The following is a 17498-nucleotide window of genomic DNA, read 5'->3' as shown; positions in this document are numbered from 1 at the left end:
AGCGTGACGTGCCGTGCCCCGTTGTCGTACGGACCCCGCCGGCATCGTGCCGCGATCCCTGGTCCGCGCGGAGCGTCCGGCTCAGTCGACCTCGGCGGGAGCGTCGCCCGCCTTGTCCATCGTCCAGTATCCGATCGCGTGATGGCGATCCCGAGGGGAGCCGAGTCGTACGCGGAGGTCCCCACGGATGGCACGACTGGCGGACGCCTCGCAGGCGACCCACGCGTACCAGGGCGATGCGGGGGCGGTGAGCTCCGCGACGGCGAGCGGGAGCGAGCTCGGACCACGGCCGTTGCCCGAGCCGATCAGCCAGCGGAACTCGACGTCGCCGTCGGTGGCGTACTCCTGGACATCCGCCTCGTCGGGAACCTCCGCGATCGCGATCGCACGCGTGCCCGGTGCGAGGCCCTCCACGATCCGGCCGAGTCCGGGCAGGCCGGTGGCGTCGGCGACCAGGATCTGCTCGACCGCGTCCTCGGGCGGGTCGTAGTAGGAGCGGCTCGGCAGGTCGTTGAAGACTCCGAGGACGTGACCCGGGGCCGCCCGCTCCGCCCAGGAGGAGGCGACGCCGTGCCCGTGGACGACGAAGTCGATGTCGAACCGTCGTCCGCCGTCGTGCACGGCGCGGACCGTGTAGTGGCGCCACGGCGGCTCCTCACCCTGCCAGCCCGAGCCGTACTCGGGCAGGTTGAAGACGGCGATGTCGGCGACGGTCTCGCCCGGGCGGGGAAGGGCGATGTCGATCCGTTCGTCTCCGATGCCGTCCGTGTGCCAACGCCATCCGCCGAGAGGCTCCAAGCTGACCCGGATCATGTGGGGGGTGAGGCGCGTCACGGTCACGACGCGGGCGGGGGCGCAGGGCACGGCCACGGGCTGTTCTCCTTTTCGAAGGTGTCGGTGTCGAGGGCGTCGGTCTCGGTGATGGTTCGGGCGGTGTCGGCGGCCGTGTCGCGCCAGGCCGTCCAGAGAGTCCGGAACGTGCCCTCGCGGGCGAGCAGGGAGGACATCGTGCCGTGCTCGACAATCCGGCCGTTCTCGAGCACGACGATGTCGTCCGCGAGCGCCGCGTGGTGCAGTCGATGGGCGATCACGACCGCTGTGCGGTGCCGGACCACAGCGGCGACGGCGCGGTCCACGGCGGTGTCGGATCCGGCATGGGCCGTGGCCTCGTCGAGCACGACCACGGGCGGGTCGGCGAGCAGGACGCGGGCAAGCGCGATCTGCTGGACCCGATGCGCGTCGAGGTCCGGGCCGAGCTCGGCGCCGACGCCGTCCTCGAAGGGGCCGGTCCACTCGGCGCCGACCCGGTCGAGCGCCTCCCGGAGCTCCTCGTCGGTCGCGCCCGCGCGGGCCAGCCGCAGATTGTCTGCGAGCGTGCCGGGGAACAGATGCGTCTCCTGCGTCACGGTCATCACGGCGGGACGGTGATCGGCGCGCATCGCCCGGGCGGCGGGGACGCCGCCCACGAGGACGGTCCCGGCGTCGGGGATGCCGAGACCGCAGACGAGGCGGGCGAGCGTCGATTTGCCGGATCCGCTCGCGCCGACGACGACGATGCAGGAGCCCGCCGGGATGCTCAGACTCACGCCGTCCACGGCTGGCCGCGTCGCGGACGCGGACCGGTAGGAGTAAGAGACGTCGCGCAGGATCACGGCGCCGTCTCGGATCACGATCCCCGTGCGCTCCTGCGGGGGCAGCCCGAGGAGACCGGCGAGGCGCTCGAGGCCGGCGTGGGCGCGCTGGAGGTCGTCGATGCTCGACAGGAGCGCGCCGATCGGACCGAACAGCCGGTGGAAGAACAGCGCCGCCGCCGTGACGGCGCCCACGGTCACCGCGTCGTCGCCGACCCGCCACAGTCCCGTCGCCAGCACGGCGACGAGCCCCACGAGCTCGGCGAGGTTCAGGGTGCCGTTGAACACATTGCGTGCGCGGGCGGTCGACCGCTGGGTCTCGATCGCGGTGAGGCTGCGCCGCGCGATCAGGGCGAGCCGCGCCTCCTCGCGTCCGTGCGCGCGGATGGTCTCCGCACCGGCGACGCCCTCGATGATCGCCTGCGCACGGGATGCCTCCTCGCGGCGCAGCCGCACGTAGAGCGGCCGAGAGCGCCGGAGGAACCGGGCGGCGGCGAGGAACTGGATCGGCACGGCGACGAGCGCCGCCACCGCGAGCCAGGGATCGAGCACCGCCATGCCCGCGGCGGTGAGCACGATTGTGAACAGGGCGCCGACGAACCGGGGGAGGACCCCGGACGCCGCTTCGGTCACCGCGTCGATGTCGCCCGTCAGCCGGGATACGACGTCCGCGCTGCCGGCGTCCTCGACGACGGCGGGATCGACACGCAACGCGGCGTCGAACACCCCCTCGCGGAGCTCTGCGAGCATTCCCTGGATGCTGGCGACCAGCAGCCTCCCGCCCCACCAGGAGCACATGGCGGAGGCCGCACCGGCGCCGGCGAGCATGAGGGCGTACGACGCGATCGAGACCGGGGGACCGCCGTCGAGGGTGACGTCGACGATGCGGCCGAGAACGGGCGGGATCGCCAGAGCGCTGGCGGATCCCGCGAGCAGCAGCAGGATCGTTGCGGAGACGGAGCCGCGTCGGCGGGAGAGGAGGGGCCGGAGCGTGCGTAGGGTGTCGCGAGGACCGGCGACCGGAAGGACATCGGTCATGGGCGTGACCCGTCCCCTTCCGTCTCCGCAGCGCCGAGGTCGACGACCTCGTGGCAGGCGGAGAGAAGGACCGGATCGGCGGTGATGACGACGATCGTGCGCCCGGTGCGGGCCAGGCCGGCGGCGACGCGCTGCTTCGTGACCGGATCCAGGGCGGTGACCGGCTCGTCGAGCACGAGGACGTCGGCCGGGGAATGCAGGGCGCGGGCGAGCAGCACACGCTGTCGCTGCCCTCCGGAGAGGCGACGGCCCGACTCCCCGACCGGGTGGTTCGCCGATCCTGCATGCGCGATGACGTCGTCGAGCGCGGTCGCGCGCACGAGGTCGCCCTGAAGCGGTCCCGCGGGGGCCACGTTCTCGTGCAGCGTCCCGGTGAAGAGGGTCGCATCGTGGGGCGCGGCGAGGACCCGCGAGCGGTAGGCGCCGGGGCCGAGCGCGAGCGCATCCCGGTCCCCGAGGAGGACCTCGCCGGGGTGCGGCGGAGTGCGGAAGGCGAGCCGCGCCGCGACCGCGCGGGCCTGATCGGCGCGGCTCACCCGCACGCCCGTCATGCGTCCCTCGCGCATCACGACGGGAGCGCCTCCGGGCCGCGCCCAGCGCAGCGGCCCGGAGGAAGGGGCGACGGACTCCCCGCCCGGGAGGAGGAAGGGGGCCGTCACCAGCTCATGCAGGCGTCGTGCGGAGGCGCGCTTGTGCGCCCAGTTCGCGCCGAACGTCCCGATGTGCTCGAGGGAGGATTGAAGGAACTGAGCCAGGCCGACCACCGTGACGAGCTGGCCGGGGCTGAGCGCGCCCTGCAGTGTCATCCACCCGGCGACCCCGGCGAGCACGGCGAGGTAGCCGACCGACACCGCGGTGCTCACCGCCTGATAGTTCAGGAGCGCGCGCGATGCGCGCACCGCTCCCGAACACGATTCCGCGCTGGCTCGACGGTAGCGCGCCAGCAGCGCCCCCTGGGCGCCCAGGCCGTGCACGACCCGGAGGCCCGCGATCGCGTCGGTCGCCAGGGCGCTCGCCGCCGCGGCCGCTCGCTGCTCGGCCGCGCCGCGCCGCTCCAGCGGGCGAGCCAGGGCCGCCATCGCCCAGAGGACGACGAGGGCGCCCGCAAGGACGCCGATGCCCAGCGGGATCGAGACGAGCAGGAGCGTGACCACCGCCGTCAGGAGCGCCGCGATCGTGGCACCCTGCTCGGCGACGCTCCAGGCCACGCCGGCGACGCGGTAGGTGTCGCTCGTCGCGATGGAGAGGATCTCCCCGGCTGGGCGAGGAGCGAGACGCCGTACATGCAGGACGCGTCCGATGGCGAGCTGGCGGAGGTGGTGCTCGCCGTGGCCGTAGACCCGCACCATGGTCAGGCTCGCCGTTTGATAGCTGACGGACAGCACGACGAACAGGGCGGCGAGCGCACCGCACCAGAGCAGGAGAGCTGCCGGGTCGCGGGGGAGGATGGCGCGGTCGATGACGACGCCGATCAGCACCGGCACCAGCGCCTCGGATGCCTGATGGAGCATGAACCCGGCCGTGGCTGCGGTCAGGCGCCATCCCCGTCCGTGCGACATCAGCGCACTGCGGATCAGGCGCCCCGGCGTCGCCGGGGCGGTCGGGGGCGGGGGAGTCACTCCTCTCACGTTAGGGAGCGGGGCATCTCAGCAGGCGACGGAAGTTGTCGCCGATCAGACAATAGAATGAAGGTAACCCTTACCTAACTGGAGGACGGATGATGACGCTTGTCGCTCCGCTGTCCGACGCGCGTCGGCTACAGGGGTCGGAGGCCCCGCTGCGCGGCCCGATCGTCCCCGAGGGGTATCTGCTCACCACCCGGTATCTCCGCCATGCGTATGTGGACGACGTGGACGGCTGCTCTCCCGAGGAGCACCGGCATCCCGAGCACGTCGTCTTCTGGCCCGAGCGCGGGACGGCGGTCGTCGATGTGGAGGGGGCGCGGCATCGGCTGGCGCTGGGGCAGGGCCTCTGGGTGCCGGCGGGCACGGCGCATACCGCCGCTCGGTCGGCGGCGACGACGCTCGCGGCGCTGCATGTGCTGCCCCATGCGTGGGAGGCGCCGATCGGCGAGGTGCGCGCGGTCTCCGTGAACCCGGCTCTGCGGGAGCTGCTGGCGTACCTGTCCGAGACGGGGATGCCGAAGCAGCAGCGGCTGAGGGCGCAGCGCGTGTGCCTGGAGCTCATCGCCGACGAGGCCCGGCCCGTCATCGAGCTGCCCCTGCCGCGGGACCACCGCATCGCTGCGATCGCCCGCGCCATCATGGTGGACCCGGGGGATGGACGCTCTTTGGACGACTGGGCCTGGTCCGCCTCGCTGAGCGCTCGGACGCTCGCACGGGCTTTCCGCGCCGAGACCGGGATGACGTTCAGTCAATGGCGCACGGCCGCGCGGATGTCCGCCGCGGTGCGCCTGCTCGGGGACGGGATCCCGGTCGGCATCGTCGCTCGCCGCGTCGGCTATGCGACGATCAGCGCGTTCAGCGCCGCGTTCCACCGCGTCATGGGGCGGCCGCCGCACCGCTTCCTGCCGGGATCCGCGGACGAGTGAGCCGGATAGGGCTGTCTGCTCGGCGATAAGACGTGTCAGTCCGTGGCAAGTCGTCCTCCCTAGGCTCGACTAAGGCAAGCCTTACTTGGCTGCCGATCGCCTGCTGAGAGGTTCCATGTCTACACTCCGCCGTTCCGGTGTCCTCGTCCTCCTCGCCGCCTTGGCCCTCGTGGTCGCCGGCTGCTCGTCATCCCCCGGGGCGGAGGAACACCCGTCCTCCGTGACGACGTCGGGGGACTTCCCCGTGACCATCGAACACGCGCTGGGGACGGCGACGATTCCCGAGAAGCCCGAACGCGTGGTCACGCTCAGCTGGATGAACCACGACATCGTGGCAGCCCTCGGTGTCGTGCCCGTCGGAGTCCCGGAGACCTGGGGCGGCGACGAGGACGGCTTCTCGCCGTGGTTCCGTGCGCAGGTGGAGGACGAGCTCGGAGGCGAGATGCCCGAGATCCTGCGCAGCAGCGAGGACGGGCCCGACTACGAGCAGATCCTGAGCCTCCGCCCCGACGTCATCGTCGCCGTGTACTCGGGCCTCACCGAGGTTCAGTACCGGCGGCTGAGCGAGATCGCTCCGACCGTCGCCTACATGGACCGCCCGTTCACGTCCGGGACGTGGCAGGAGCACACCGAGATCATCGGGACCATCCTGGGAGAGCAGGAGCGGGCCGAAGAGGTGATCGAGAGCACCGAGCGGGCCATCGCCGCCGAGACCGCGAGGTATCCGAACCTGGAGGGCGCCTCGTTCCTCTACAGCCTCGCCCTCACGGAAGGCTCCGCGGAGATGGCCGCGTACATCACCGAGGACGCGCGCGTCTCTCTGCTGCATGAGTTCGGCATGGTGGACAGCCCGGCGTTGGCCCCGGCGAGCGAGGGACTGGATCCGGAGCTCTTCTACACCGGCATCAGTCTCGAGAAGCTCTCCGATGTCGAGGCCGACGTCGTCCTGGCCTGGTCCAACTCCGCCGAGGAGACCGCCTACACCCTCCAGCACCCGGTCTTCCGTCGCTGGGCGCCGATCGTCGCGGGACGCTACTACGTCGCAGAGGGGGCGACGCTGGGCATGGCCACGAGCGGCCCCGACGTCCTCAGCATTCCGTGGGCGATCGAGCATGGCCACATCGAGGACATCTCGGCGGCGATCGACGGCGGCGCCGTGGTCGGCGGCGCCGAATGACGCTCCGGCCCGGTCGACGGACGCACCGACGGTGACCATCCCGGTCACGGCGCGCGCGATCGAGGAGCGGACCGCGCCGGCCGGCGTCGCCCGCTCCTCGGCGCTGCGTCTGGTCGGTCTGGTGGCGGCCATCGTGGTGCTCGCGGTCGTCGTGCTGGCGAGCATCGGTGTCGGCGCCCGCGAGATGTCCTTGCGCACTGTCTGGGAGGCGCTGTGGTTCTACGACGACGGGATCGACGCGCACGTCACGATCCGGGAGCTGCGCCTTCCGCGGACCGTGGTCGGGCTCGTGGTCGGCCCGGCGCTGGGCGTCTCCGGAGCCCTCATCCAGGCCTACGCGCGCAACCCGCTGGCCGACCCGGGGATCCTCGGGGTCAACGCCGGAGCGACCTTCGCCGTCACGGCGGCGGTCGGATTCCTCGGCGTCACGGCCCCGCTCGGCTACGTCTGGTTCGCGTTGCTGGGCGCGGCGACCGTGACCGTGCTCGTCTCCCTGCTCGGAGCGACCGGCGGCGGCACAGCGACTCCGGCGAAGCTCACGCTCGCCGGCGTCGCCCTGAGCGCGGTGCTCGGCGGAGTCAGCAGCGCGATCGTGCTGGGGAATCGGGACACGTTCGACGACCTGCGGTTCTGGGGCGTCGGCTCGCTCGGCGGACGCGCGCTCGACGTGGTGCTGTCGTTCGCCCCGTTGATCCTCCTCGGCCTCGTGCTGAGCGTCGCGGTCGCCCGCTCCCTCAACGCCCTGGCGCTGGGCGACGAGCTCGCGTCCTCGCTCGGCGTCCGGGGAGGGCGCATCCGAGTCGTCGTGATCGTCGCCGTGACCCTCCTCGCGGGCACGGCCACGGCGTTGGCGGGTCCGATCGGCTTCGTGGGGCTCATGATCCCGCATGCCGTCCGGTGGTTCGTCGGTCCCGATCAGCGCTGGATCATCGCGTACACGATCGTCCTCGCCCCGATCCTCTTGCTGGTCTCCGACATCCTCGGGCGGGTGATCCTGCCCAGCGGCGAGCTGCGGGTCGGACTCGTGACCGCGATCGTCGGCGCGCCCGTCCTGATCCTCCTCGCGCGTCGGAGGTCGGTGAGCGGGCTGTGACCGACGGCGACACTCCCCCGCGCCTCGCATCCCGGTGGCTCCGCCGCCCGGCACTGGACCACGGCTACCGCGCCGTCGTGGTGCGTCTGCCGCGTGTCTCCACGATGGCGGGGACGCGCTCGGCGGTCGTCTGCGGCGCGCTCGCCGGCGCGACGGCACTGCTCGCCCTGCTCTCGCTCACAACAGGGAGCCTCTCCGTGCCCCTCGACGCCGTGGTGGGCGCCCTGATCGGTGCGGGCGACGAGCAGGCGCGCATGCTCGTCGTGCAGTGGCGGCTGCCCAGGGCGTTGTTCGCGATCGCCTGCGGCGTCGCACTGGCGGTGTCGGGCGCGATCTTCCAGTCGCTGACCCGCAATCCGCTCGGCTCTCCGGACGTCATCGGCTTCTCCGCGGGCTCCTACTCCGGGGCCGTGGTGATGATGCTGCTGCTCGGATCGACCCGCTATCTCGACGTGGCGGCCGGGGCGATCCTGGGCGGGTGCGCGACGGCCGCCGTGGTCTACATGCTCGCCTCGCGCCGCGGGACCGTGCAGCCCTTCCGGCTCATCATCATGGGGATCGGCGTGGCTGCGCTGCTGTCCTCGCTCAACTCGGCGCTCATGCTCGCCGTCGATGCCGACACCGCGATGCTCGCCGCGCTCTGGGCGGCGGGCTCCTTCAACGCGCTCGGCTACGACCAGCTCTGGCCGTTGACCGCACTCCTCGTGGCGCTGCTCGTCGCACTCGTCCCCGTGCTCCCGGGGCTGCGGCAGCTCGAGCTGGGCGACGACGCCGCGCGAGGCCTGGGACTGCGAGCGAATCGCATCCGTGCAGCAGCGGTCGTGCTGGGCGTGGCCCTGACCGCGCTGGTGACCGCCGGGGCCGGACCGATCTCGTTCGTCGCGCTCGCCGCCCCGCAGATCGCGCGTCGTCTCGTAGGCGGATCCGGGATGATGCTCATGCCCTCGGCACTCGTCGGGGCGTTCACGCTCCTCGCCTCTGACGTGCTCGCGCAGCGGCTCGGGCTGCCGGTCGGGGTCGTCACCGTCTCACTGGGCGGCGCCTATCTGGCGTGGCTCCTGGTCTCGGAGTTCCGGAGGAGAATATGACCCCGCTCACCCGTCCCCGTCGCACCATCGGACTGCGCGGGCCGTCAGGGGCCTCGGTGAACGCGGCAGCCGCCCGGGAGATCCTCCGCGCCCAGGGCGTGCGCGCGGGCTATGACGGCCGGATGATCCTCGACGGCGTCGACATCTCGATCGCCCCGGGGTCCTACACGGCGATCATCGGTCCGAACGCGTGCGGGAAGTCGACGCTGCTGCGCGCCATCGCCCGCGTCCTGCCGCTGGCGGACGGGGCGGTCCTGCTCGACGGGACGGACATCCACCGCATCCCCACGCGTCGCCTGGCCACGCGGCTCGGGCTGCTCCCGCAGTCGTCCCTCGCGCCGGAGGGGATCCGGGTGGCGGACCTCGTCGCGCGCGGGCGGCACCCGCACCAGGGGATGTTCGATCGCTGGTCGGAGGCGGACGAGGCCGCGGTGACGGCGGCGCTGGAGGCGACCGGGACGACCGAGCTGTCCGGCCGGTTGGTGGAGGAGCTCTCCGGGGGCCAGCGGCAGCGCGTCTGGGTCGCCATGACGCTGGCGCAGGAGACGCCGGTGCTGTTGCTGGACGAGCCGACGACCTTCCTCGACGTCTCGCACCAGTACGGTCTCCTGGAGTTGTTCGAACGGCTCCGTTCGCGACTGCACCGGACGATCGTGGTGGTGCTCCACGATCTCAACCAGGCGGCGCGTTACGCGGATCATCTCGTGGTCATGAAGGACGGCGCGGTGGTCGCCGCCGGGCATCCGTCCCGCATCCTGACGCCCGAGCTCGTCGAACAGGTCTACGATCTGCCCTGCCGCATCATGCCTGATCCGGAGACGGGGACGCCGCTGGTGATCCCGTGTCGCCCGCTCGGCGCGGGTGACGCACCGGCGGTGCGCCACCGCTCCGCGCGGGAACGGTGACGCACCGCGAGGGTCATCGGTCGATGGTCTCCGCGTATGCGGCGGCGAGCGTCGCCAACGACGAGCCCGCGGTCCACCCGCCGTCGACCGTCAGCTCTGCTCCCGTGGTGTAGCTGGCCGCGTCGCTGAGGAGATAGACGACCGCGCCGAGCAACTCCTCGGCCCGGCCGACGCGTCCCATCGCCGCGACGGAGAAGGCGCCGTCGCCCTCGGACACGTCGCCCGCGGTCATCGGAGTGTAGATCGTGCCTGGCTGGACGGAGTTCACCCGGATGCCCTCCGGTGCGAGCTCGACGGCGGCCATCTTCGTCATGCCTCGCACCGCCCACTTGGAGGCGCCATAGGAGCCGGAGAAGGCCATGCCGACGAGCCCGGCCACGGAGGAGATGTTGACGATCGAGCCGCCCCCGGCACGGCGCATCGCCGGGACGACCGCCTGCAGCCCGAGCTGGACGCTGAAGAGGTTGACGTCGATCACTCGGCGGAAATGGTCCATCGGCTCGTCGACGAGCATCTTGCTCGGGGCCGGGATCCCCGCATTGTTGACCAGGCCGTCGATCCGCCCGAACGCCTCCTCGGTTGCGGCCACCGCGCGCGCCCAGGAGTCCGCGTCGGATGCGTCGTGCCCCACGGACATGGCGTGGTCGCCGAGCTCCGCCGCCAGCTCGGCGGCTCCCTGCTCGTTGAGGTCCGTGATCGCGACGCGACCTCCGGCGGCGACGATCCCTCGTGCGTACTCGGCGCCGAGCCCGCGTGCTCCGCCGGTCACGATGACGACTTTCGAGGTGAGCTGCATGAATGCCTCCTGCTGTTCCGTATTGCATGCCAGATGACTCTATGTCGTCACGGCAGCAACCGTCGCCACGGCGCGGGGCGGTCGAAGTGTCCTGCCCGGCGACCTACCCGGAAGCGAGCGCCCTGTCGTCAGTCCCCGGAGACGATGCGGCCCGCGGCCGGCTCTTCCGGGGCGAGGGCCCGCAGCGACTCGGCCACGCGCTCGGCCAGGTATCGATGCCCTGCCGTCGTCGGATGCAGGCGCCCGGCCCCCGTGTCGATGACCTGCGCGTAGTTCGCCTCGGTGATCCAGTCCTCGGCGACGGGGGAGAGGTAATGCCAGCCGCGCTCCGCGGCGAGGCGGTCGAGCGCGTGATCGATCTTGATCGTGCCCTTGGCGATCGGAAGCTCGTGCGGCGCCGGCCCCAGGACGACGATGCGCGCCCGGGGGAACAGCGCCTGCAGCCGGTCCCATGCGGCGTCGACGGCGTGCGGATAGTCCTCGTCGATCAGGAGTCGGTCGTTGATCGAGCCCTGGACGATCACGAGGTCGGGGTCGATCGCCGGGTCCAGCGCCGCGATGCGCGTGCCGAAGTCCGGCCCGTCCCAACCCGGCTTGAGGTACCCGCTGCCACGGACGCCGTCCACGATCGTCTCTGCGCCCAGGAGCTCCGACAGCACGTAGGCGTATCCGAGCGTGGGCGAGGCGGCGGCCGAGCCGTAGGTCCACGAGTCCCCGAAGACGAGCACGCGCGGGTGCTCGGGCAGCGCGAGCGGAGCGGGCTCGACGGCGACGACCGGCTCTCCCGATCCCGCCGCGATCGGCGTCGCGGGCGTCCACGGCCGCCACAGCCCGAGCACGGCGGCGCAGAGGGCGACCACGGAGAGGGCGGCGACCAGGGCGAGACGGCGCCGGGGAAGGCGCCGGACGGATCGGGGCATGCGTCGAGGATAAGCGAGCGCGCGCCGTCTCCCGTCCACGGACGAGGCCGCGGCCCGGAAGACGGCGCGCCCCGTCGCGGCCCCGGCGGAGCGGGGCGTCATCGCGTCATCCCGCGGTCACTTGGAGGTGCCCTGCGACACCGAGCCCTGAAGCTGGCGCTGGAAGACGATGTAGACGATCAGCACCGGGACGATCGTGATGATGACCGCGGCGAACATGGCGCCGAAGTCGACCTGGTAGCCGGCGGCGGAGGCGAAGCTCGCCATGCCCTGGGACAGGACGTACTTGGTCTGATCGGTGTTCAGCGAGATCGGCAGCAGGAACTGGTTCCACAGGCCCAGGAAGTTCATGATCGCCACGGCCGCGAGACCGGGGCGGGCCATGGGCAGCATCACCTGGAAGAACGTCCGCCACTCGCTCGCGCCGTCGACGTACGCGGCCTCCTGGATCTCGTAGGGCAGGGATTTGAAGAACGAGAAGAGGAAGAACACCGTGAACGGGAGGGCGAAGGCGACATAGGTGAGGATGAGCCCCGGGAGCGTGTTCAGCAGCCCCATCCCCTGGAGGATGAAGAACAGCGGGACGATGGCGAGGAAGACCGGAAACGTGAGGCCCGCCAGCATGAGGTAGTAGATGACCCGGCTGCCCGGCAGCGCGAAGCGCGCGAGCACGTAGGCGCACATCGCCCCGAGCACCATCACGAGGACCAGCGAGACGCCGACGACGATCACGGTGTTCAGGAACATGAGCCCGAAGTTGTACTTCGTCCATGCGGAGAGGAAGTTGTCGAGGTTCCAGCTCGCCGGGAGGCTGAACGGTGAGGCGAAGATCTCACGGGTCGTCTTGAAGGAGCTGAGCAGCGTCCACAGCATCGGCAGGATCACGGCGATCGACCAGATCACGAGGACCACATGGGAGATCCCGCCGACGACCTTGTCGCTCGTCGTGCTCTGGACCGTACGGGCGGAGCTCCGCGCCGCTCTCTTGTCGATGGTGACGCTCGTGCGGGTGTCGAGGCTCATGCGCGTCCTCCTTCGTCCTTGCCGCCGATGAGTCGGAACAGCCCGATGACGAGTCCGGCGAAGACCAGGGTGATCACGGCCAGCACGACGCCCATGGCGCTCGCCAGGCCGAACTGCCCCTTCTCGAACGCGGTGCGGAACAGGTACTGGCTCATCACCAGGGTGGTGTTGCCGGGTCCTCCGGTCGGGTTCAGGGCGGCCATGTAGACGAAGGCGTCCAGCGCCATGATGCCCAGGTAGATGTACGCGGTCTGCACGTTGTCGCGGATCTGCGGCAGCACGATCGAGACGATGGTGCGCGTGCGTCCGGCGCCGTCCAGGCGCGCGGCCTCGAAGGTCTCGGCGGGGATCCCCTTGATCGCCGCGATGAACAGCACCATGTAGAAGCCGACCATGCCCCACACGATCACGAAGATCGTGACGGGCATCGCCGTGCGCTCGTCGCCGAGCCAGGCGAAGTCGTTCGTGTCGATCCCGACCAGGCCCAGCAGTCCGTTGAGCAGCCCGTTGGGGAGGTAGATCATGCTCCACAGGATGCCGATGACGATGGCGGGGATGACGTAGGGGAAGAACGACACCACGCGGTAGAAGCTCGAGCCCTTGAGCCCGCGGACCTGGCCGTGGCTCGGCCCGCCGACGGTGATCATGCTCGCGAAGATCAGGGCGATGGTGAGCGTGATGAGCGGGACGACGATGGCGAGCAGAGCGTTGTTGCCCATGGCCTGCAGGAACGTCTCGTTCTGGAACAGCCGGACGAAGTTGCTGACGCCGACGAAGTCCATCTCGGTCGAGAAGCCGGTCCAGTTCGTCATGGAGTAGTAGACGGCCTGGATGAACGGCGAGATGACGAAGATCAGGAAGATCGCGACGGGCAGGCCCAGGAAGACCAGCAGGAACGAGACGTAGTCGAACGTGAGCTTGCGGCGCAGGCCCGCACGGGGCGCCTTGCGGCGCGCCGTGCGGGCGGTGACGACCGCGCTGGTGTCCAGCGCCGCATCGAGACCGGGAGCGCTGAGGCTCATTTGATCTCGATCTTCGTGACGGAGTCGTCGTTTCGGACCTTGTCCGTCAGATCCTGCAGCTGCTTGGTGATCTCCTCGACGGACATCTTCCCGTCCAGGAACGAGTTCCAGATGGGGAGCTGGTCGGAGTTCATGCCGTACAGGTTGAAGGACTTGATCGTGAACACGTTTCCGGCGGCGGCCTCCAGCAGCTTCGTCTGCGACACCAGGGCGGTCGAGCCGAAGCCGTCCTCGGGCACCGTGCCCTTGACGATGGTGGGCGCGAGCTTCTCCTTGGCGAAGTAGGTCGCGTTCTCCTTCGAGAGCATCGTGCGCAGCAGCTCCTTGCCGCCGGCCGGGTTCTTGGCCTTGGACGGCACGATGAACGGCTCGCCGGCCTCCGCGCGCATGGTGCCCTTCGGCGTGGTCTGGTTCCCGTCCAGCGGCAGCTCCGCGATCCCCGTCATCTGGAAGTCGTCGGCGGTCTGCTTCTTCATCTCGTTCTCGATCCAGGAACCCGACGGGTACAGCAGCGCCTCCTGGTCGAGGCTCCACTGGGACTGGGCCTGGGTGAACTGCGTGCCGCCACCGCCGGGCTTGACGTACCCGGACTGGATCAGGTCATGCAGGATCGTGAGGATGCCCTGGATCGTCGGGTGCGACCAGCAGCCCTCCTCCAGGTTCTCCAGCGGCAGGCGCACGTCGTCGCCGGACTGGATGACGGCCGAGTCGACGACCATGGTCTGGTAGTACGTGGCCGCTTCCTTGCCCCAGAGGAACAGGTACTTCCCCTTGGCCTTGGCCGCCTCGCCGAGGGCCTTCAGGTCCTGCCAGCTCGTCGGGACCGTGAATCCGTTCTGCTGGAACAGGCTCGCCGAGTACCAGATGCCGTAGACCGTCATCACGTAGTTCAGCGCGACGAACCGGCCGTCGAACGTCCCGGGCGCCTTGACGCCGTCGTAGAGGGTGTCGCTGATCTTCTCGCCTTCGAGGTTGTTCGCCTCCAGCACCTCGTCGAGCTCTTCGAGCTGGTCGAGGATCGTGTTCCAGCCGATCGAGTTGGCGCCGGAGTTGTCCACGAGGTCGGGCGGGTTGCCGCCGACGAACCGGGGCTGGAGCTCCTGCGCGATCTTCGTGGACGGGGAGACCTTGGCCTCGACGCCGTCGTGGTTGCCCTGCATGATCTTGGCCGCGTTCTCGACGTAGTCCACGCCGTAGCCGCCGTCGAAGATGACGGCGTCGACCTTGGTGTTGGCCGCGACGCCGAACGGGTTGTCCGCGGTGACCTCGCCCTTCGGCGCCGTCCCGCCTCCGCCGCCACCGGGCGCGGCGCACGAGGCCAGGCTCACGCCGAAGGGGACGAGCACGGCCGCGAGCGCGGCTCCGCGCAGCAGGGTGCGGCGGCTGATGGACGCTTCGTTGAGTTCCATGTGTGTTCTGCCTTCCATTGATGTGTGCGGGTGGGATGAGAGAGCAGGGACGGTCAGGCGCCGCGGCGCAGTCGGTCGCGGTAGCGGTCCTCCAGAGCGGAGTTGTGCTCGTCGCCGCCGGGGATGTTCGCGGAGATGTACAGCGGCGGGGTGTCGCCGGCGTCTCCGATCGCCCGCGCGACGCCGAGGGTGAGCAGCTGCGCGATGAAGGCGGCGGTGATCGAGGAGATCGCACCGATCCCGAACCCGCCGGGCAGCTCCAGCGTGCTGTCCCCGTAGGGGGCGAGGTTGTCGATCACGACGTCGGCGATCTCGCTGAGACGCTTGCCGCTGGGGTGCTTCGGCTCGACCCGGGCGGTGTGCTCCAGGCTCGTCACCGCGATGACCGGGTGACCGTGCTCCTTGGCCCACAGGGCGACCCCGACGATCGATCCGTTGACGCCGGAGTTGGAGGCGATCACGAACGCGTCGTGCGCACCGACGGGCGACACGGCCATGAGCTCGTCCACCACCCACGGTTCGCGTTCCAGCGTTCCGGTCAGGACGTCCACCGTGCGCTGGCCGTGCAGGACGATGTCGCGCAGCGCGATCCGGTTCGTCGGGATGAGCCCGCCCGCCCGTCCCGCGATCTCCATGGCGAACGCCTCCGAGTGCCCCGTCCCGAACGCCTGGATCACCCCGCCGTCCTCGAGGCTGCGCACCAGCAGGGCGATCGCCGGGTCGAGGGCGCCCTCCTCGGCGTCGCGGGCCAGTCGCTCGAGCCGGCTGGTCGCCTCGTGCAGCAGTGCGGCGGGGGTGGCGGTCATCGGGTCTCCTCCGTGGGGGTGCGATCCGTGCGGCGACGGCTGGGACGGTCGGGGCGGCGGTGGGCGGAGACCGCCATGGCGCTCGCGGCGAGGCGGGTGGCGGCGTCCGAGAACATGTGCTGGGCGATCAGCAGATAGAGCAGGTCGATGACGAGAAGCTGCGAGTGCTTGACCGAGAGGTCGTCCGGTCGCAGGTAGGGCATCGGCGCGGCCGTGCACAGCGCGTCGTCGGCGACGGAGGCGATCCACGAGGCGCTGTCGTGCGTGATCGCGACCGTGCGGGCGCCGACGGCACCGGCCTGGGACAGCATCTGCACGGTCTCCTCGGTGCGCCCGGTGCTGGAGATCCCGATCGCCACCGAGGAGGCGTCCTGCAGCACCGCGCTCGTCAGCCCGTCGTGCACGTCCCGCCAGGCGTGCGCGTTCACTCCGATCCGGTACAGCCGCCCCTGGAACTCCTCGGCGATCACGCCGCTGCCGCCGACGCCGTAGATGTCGACGTGACGGCTCGTTGCGATCGCGCGCGCCACGTCCTCGACCGCGTCGAGATCGAGCCAGGCGCTGGTGGTCTCCAGGCTCCGGATGTGGAGGGCGAGCAGGGTCTGCAGCACCTTCTCCGGGGCGTCGTCCGGCGCGAACTCGCGTCCGATGTCCGCACGCCAGGACTCGTCGGCGTCGCCGCGGCCGATCTCGCTGGCCACGCCCACGCGGAACTGCGTGTAGCCGTCGAAGCCGAGGGCACGGCTGAATCGCGTGACGGTGGCGGCGGACGTCCCCGCGAGCGCGGCGAGCTCGGTGATCGTGAGCTCGACCGGCGCGGTGGGCTGATCGGCGATGACGTCGGCGATCTTGGACATGGCCGTGGGCATCGAGCCGCGGCGGGCCGCGATGCGTCGCGAGATCGACTGATCGTTGCCGATGTCCAATGTCCGTGGCACCATTGCCTCCATTGAAAACGGGCCACCGTTGGCGCCGTCGGATGAAAACTATTCTTATTTCGCCCCTGCGTCAACGAGGACGGGTCACGAATGAGTCACGACGCTTTGGTGCTCGGAGTGGACGCCGGGGGCACCTCGACCAGGGCCGTCCTCGCCACCCCTCGGGGGGAATGCCTGGGCTACGGCGTCGGCGGGGGAGGGAACCCGATCTCGGTCGGGGCCGAGGCCTCCGCGCGGGCCGTGCTCGACGCCGTGCACGGGGCGCTCGCGGTCGCCGGCCGCCGGGCGGGGGACGTCTCGGTGATCGTCGCGGCGATGGCCGGCTACACGTCCGGCGGCGGCGGCGAGCGGCTGCGCGGACTGCTGGCCGAGCACGGTTTCGCCGGGCGGCTCGAGTTTCGATCCGACCTGCTCGCGCTGTACTTCAGCGGGACGGCGGCACCGGCCGGCTACGCGCTGGTGTCGGGGACCGGCGCCTGTGTGATCCGCGTCGAGGACGGGGACGTCGCCGCGGCCGCCGACGGACTGGGGTGGCTGCTCGGTGATCGCGGCAGCGGCTTCTGGATCGGTCACCGGGTCGCGCGTGCGGCCGCCGCCGATCTCGACGGCGGGGGACCGCCGACGGCGCTGACCGACGCCGTGCTGACCGCGTGCGGCATCGAGCGCGGCGGGACGACTGTGGAGGGACGGCCCGGCGAGCTGTCCCGGCTGGTCGAGACCCTCTACGCGCAGCGCCCCGTCGAGCTCTCGCGGTTCGCCCCGCTCGCCTTCGACCACGAGGACGACGAGACCGCGCGCGGCATCCTGCGCGAGGCCGGAGCCGCGCTCGCCGCGACCCTCGAGGTCGTCCGGACGGGACCGGGCCCGATCGTGGTCGGCGGGAGCGTGCTGTCCAGGCCCGGGGTCCTGCGGGACGAGTTCATCCGTCGTGCGTCGCGCAGTGGAGAGGCGCTCGAGATCCTGCGGGTCGGGGACGGCGCCGCCGGTGCCGCCTACCTGGCTCTGCGCGAGGCGGGGGACGAGCCCGACGCCTCCGCGCTGGCCGCGCTCACCGCGACCCTGGCGCGCTTCCGCTGACCTCGGTGGCCGCGCGGTGCGGAT

General features: G+C 71.0%; 16 protein-coding genes. 6 read left to right on the top strand and 10 right to left on the bottom strand.

The window, feature by feature from the left end:
• Positions 1-81 precede the first annotated feature (81 nt).
• Genes K8F61_RS07475 through K8F61_RS07465 form a run of 3 tightly spaced genes read right to left on the bottom strand, consistent with a single transcriptional unit; the run spans position 82 to position 4288 of the window.
• A complete protein-coding gene (locus K8F61_RS07475; RefSeq protein WP_231821209.1) occupies positions 82-870 on the bottom strand; it encodes a siderophore-interacting protein in 789 nt (262 codons plus the stop codon).
• A complete protein-coding gene (locus K8F61_RS07470; RefSeq protein ID WP_231821208.1) occupies positions 837-2669 on the bottom strand; it encodes an ABC transporter ATP-binding protein in 1833 nt (610 codons plus the stop codon). Before K8F61_RS07470 ends, K8F61_RS07475 begins: the two co-directional genes overlap by 34 nt.
• Positions 2666-4288, bottom strand: a complete 1623-nt coding sequence (locus K8F61_RS07465) for an ABC transporter transmembrane domain-containing protein (RefSeq protein WP_231821207.1) — start codon at positions 4286-4288, stop codon at positions 2666-2668. Before K8F61_RS07465 ends, K8F61_RS07470 begins: the two co-directional genes overlap by 4 nt.
• Before the next feature lie 98 nt (positions 4289-4386).
• Here K8F61_RS07465 and K8F61_RS07460 point away from each other — a divergent pair, with 98 nt between their 5' ends.
• The 5 genes from K8F61_RS07460 to K8F61_RS07440 all read left to right on the top strand — a co-directional run bounded on the left by K8F61_RS07460 (position 4387) and on the right by K8F61_RS07440 (position 9483).
• A complete protein-coding gene (locus tag K8F61_RS07460) occupies positions 4387-5220 on the top strand; it encodes a helix-turn-helix transcriptional regulator (protein ID WP_231821206.1) in 834 nt (277 codons plus the stop codon).
• Positions 5221-5335: 115 nt separating this feature from the next.
• A complete protein-coding gene (locus K8F61_RS07455) occupies positions 5336-6397 on the top strand; it encodes an iron-siderophore ABC transporter substrate-binding protein (RefSeq protein WP_231821205.1) in 1062 nt (353 codons plus the stop codon).
• A 31-nt stretch (positions 6398-6428) separates the two neighbouring features.
• A complete protein-coding gene (locus K8F61_RS07450; protein WP_231821204.1) occupies positions 6429-7490 on the top strand; it encodes a FecCD family ABC transporter permease in 1062 nt (353 codons plus the stop codon).
• Positions 7487-8578 carry a FecCD family ABC transporter permease gene (locus tag K8F61_RS07445; protein WP_231821203.1) on the top strand — a complete coding sequence of 364 codons (1092 nt, stop codon included), beginning with the start codon at positions 7487-7489 and terminating at the stop codon, positions 8576-8578. The genes K8F61_RS07450 and K8F61_RS07445 overlap by 4 nt, the downstream gene beginning before the upstream one ends.
• Positions 8575-9483 (top strand): ABC transporter ATP-binding protein, encoded by a 909-nt coding sequence (locus tag K8F61_RS07440; RefSeq protein ID WP_231821202.1) that lies wholly within the window; start codon positions 8575-8577, stop codon positions 9481-9483. Before K8F61_RS07445 ends, K8F61_RS07440 begins: the two co-directional genes overlap by 4 nt.
• A 13-nt stretch (positions 9484-9496) precedes the next feature.
• On the opposite strand, the gene K8F61_RS07435 is transcribed toward K8F61_RS07440, so the two are convergent.
• The 7 genes from K8F61_RS07435 to K8F61_RS07405 all read right to left on the bottom strand — a co-directional run bounded on the left by K8F61_RS07435 (position 9497) and on the right by K8F61_RS07405 (position 16400).
• On the bottom strand, positions 9497-10279 hold the full coding sequence (locus K8F61_RS07435; RefSeq protein ID WP_067245061.1) for a glucose 1-dehydrogenase: 783 nt from the start codon (positions 10277-10279) through the stop codon (positions 9497-9499).
• Positions 10280-10407: 128 nt separating this feature from the next.
• Complete coding sequence (locus K8F61_RS07430; protein WP_231821201.1) at positions 10408-11199, bottom strand: SGNH/GDSL hydrolase family protein; 792 nt, start codon at positions 11197-11199, stop codon at positions 10408-10410.
• Between the two features lie 117 nt (positions 11200-11316).
• Positions 11317-12222: a carbohydrate ABC transporter permease gene (locus K8F61_RS07425; protein WP_231821200.1), complete on the bottom strand. Its 906-nt coding sequence runs from the start codon at positions 12220-12222 to the stop codon at positions 11317-11319.
• Positions 12219-13244 carry a carbohydrate ABC transporter permease gene (locus K8F61_RS07420; RefSeq protein ID WP_219084601.1) on the bottom strand — a complete coding sequence of 342 codons (1026 nt, stop codon included), beginning with the start codon at positions 13242-13244 and terminating at the stop codon, positions 12219-12221. The genes K8F61_RS07425 and K8F61_RS07420 overlap by 4 nt, the downstream gene beginning before the upstream one ends.
• Positions 13241-14653, bottom strand: coding sequence for an N-acetylglucosamine/diacetylchitobiose ABC transporter substrate-binding protein (gene ngcE / locus K8F61_RS07415; RefSeq protein ID WP_067245068.1), 1413 nt, complete (start codon positions 14651-14653; stop codon positions 13241-13243). The genes K8F61_RS07420 and ngcE overlap by 4 nt, the downstream gene beginning before the upstream one ends.
• A 53-nt stretch (positions 14654-14706) precedes the next feature.
• Positions 14707-15459: a sugar isomerase domain-containing protein gene (locus K8F61_RS07410; protein WP_231821199.1), complete on the bottom strand. Its 753-nt coding sequence runs from the start codon at positions 15457-15459 to the stop codon at positions 14707-14709.
• Complete coding sequence (locus K8F61_RS07405; RefSeq protein WP_067245072.1) at positions 15456-16400, bottom strand: MurR/RpiR family transcriptional regulator; 945 nt, start codon at positions 16398-16400, stop codon at positions 15456-15458. The genes K8F61_RS07410 and K8F61_RS07405 overlap by 4 nt, the downstream gene beginning before the upstream one ends.
• Positions 16401-16487: 87 nt before the next feature.
• Here K8F61_RS07405 and K8F61_RS07400 point away from each other — a divergent pair, with 87 nt between their 5' ends.
• Complete coding sequence (locus K8F61_RS07400; protein WP_231821198.1) at positions 16488-17474, top strand: N-acetylglucosamine kinase; 987 nt, start codon at positions 16488-16490, stop codon at positions 17472-17474.
• Positions 17475-17498 lie beyond the last annotated feature (24 nt).

The organism is Microbacterium resistens (assembly GCF_021172025.1).
Taxonomy (GTDB): domain Bacteria; phylum Actinomycetota; class Actinomycetes; order Actinomycetales; family Microbacteriaceae; genus Microbacterium; species Microbacterium resistens.
Note: the sequence above shows the minus strand (reverse complement) of the source record. Positions and strands in the feature narration are given on the sequence as shown.

Bases quoted from the DNA above. Each gene is read 5' to 3' on its own strand.
- K8F61_RS07470 (WP_231821208.1), bottom strand. From the start codon at position 2,669: ATGACCGATGTCCTTCCGGTCGCCGGTCCTCGCGACACCCTACGCACG.
- K8F61_RS07460 (WP_231821206.1), top strand. From the start codon at position 4,387: ATGATGACGCTTGTCGCTCCGCTGTCCGACGCGCGTCGGCTACAGGGG.
- K8F61_RS07455 (WP_231821205.1), top strand. From the start codon at position 5,336: ATGTCTACACTCCGCCGTTCCGGTGTCCTCGTCCTCCTCGCCGCCTTG.
- K8F61_RS07440 (WP_231821202.1), top strand. From the start codon at position 8,575: ATGACCCCGCTCACCCGTCCCCGTCGCACCATCGGACTGCGCGGGCCG.
- K8F61_RS07435 (WP_067245061.1), bottom strand. From the start codon at position 10,279: ATGCAGCTCACCTCGAAAGTCGTCATCGTGACCGGCGGAGCACGCGGG.
- K8F61_RS07430 (WP_231821201.1), bottom strand. From the start codon at position 11,199: ATGCCCCGATCCGTCCGGCGCCTTCCCCGGCGCCGTCTCGCCCTGGTC.
- K8F61_RS07425 (WP_231821200.1), bottom strand. From the start codon at position 12,222: ATGAGCCTCGACACCCGCACGAGCGTCACCATCGACAAGAGAGCGGCG.
- K8F61_RS07420 (WP_219084601.1), bottom strand. From the start codon at position 13,244: ATGAGCCTCAGCGCTCCCGGTCTCGATGCGGCGCTGGACACCAGCGCG.
- ngcE (WP_067245068.1), bottom strand. From the start codon at position 14,653: ATGGAACTCAACGAAGCGTCCATCAGCCGCCGCACCCTGCTGCGCGGA.
- K8F61_RS07410 (WP_231821199.1), bottom strand. From the start codon at position 15,459: ATGACCGCCACCCCCGCCGCACTGCTGCACGAGGCGACCAGCCGGCTC.
- K8F61_RS07405 (WP_067245072.1), bottom strand. From the start codon at position 16,400: ATGGTGCCACGGACATTGGACATCGGCAACGATCAGTCGATCTCGCGA.
- K8F61_RS07400 (WP_231821198.1), top strand. From the start codon at position 16,488: ATGAGTCACGACGCTTTGGTGCTCGGAGTGGACGCCGGGGGCACCTCG.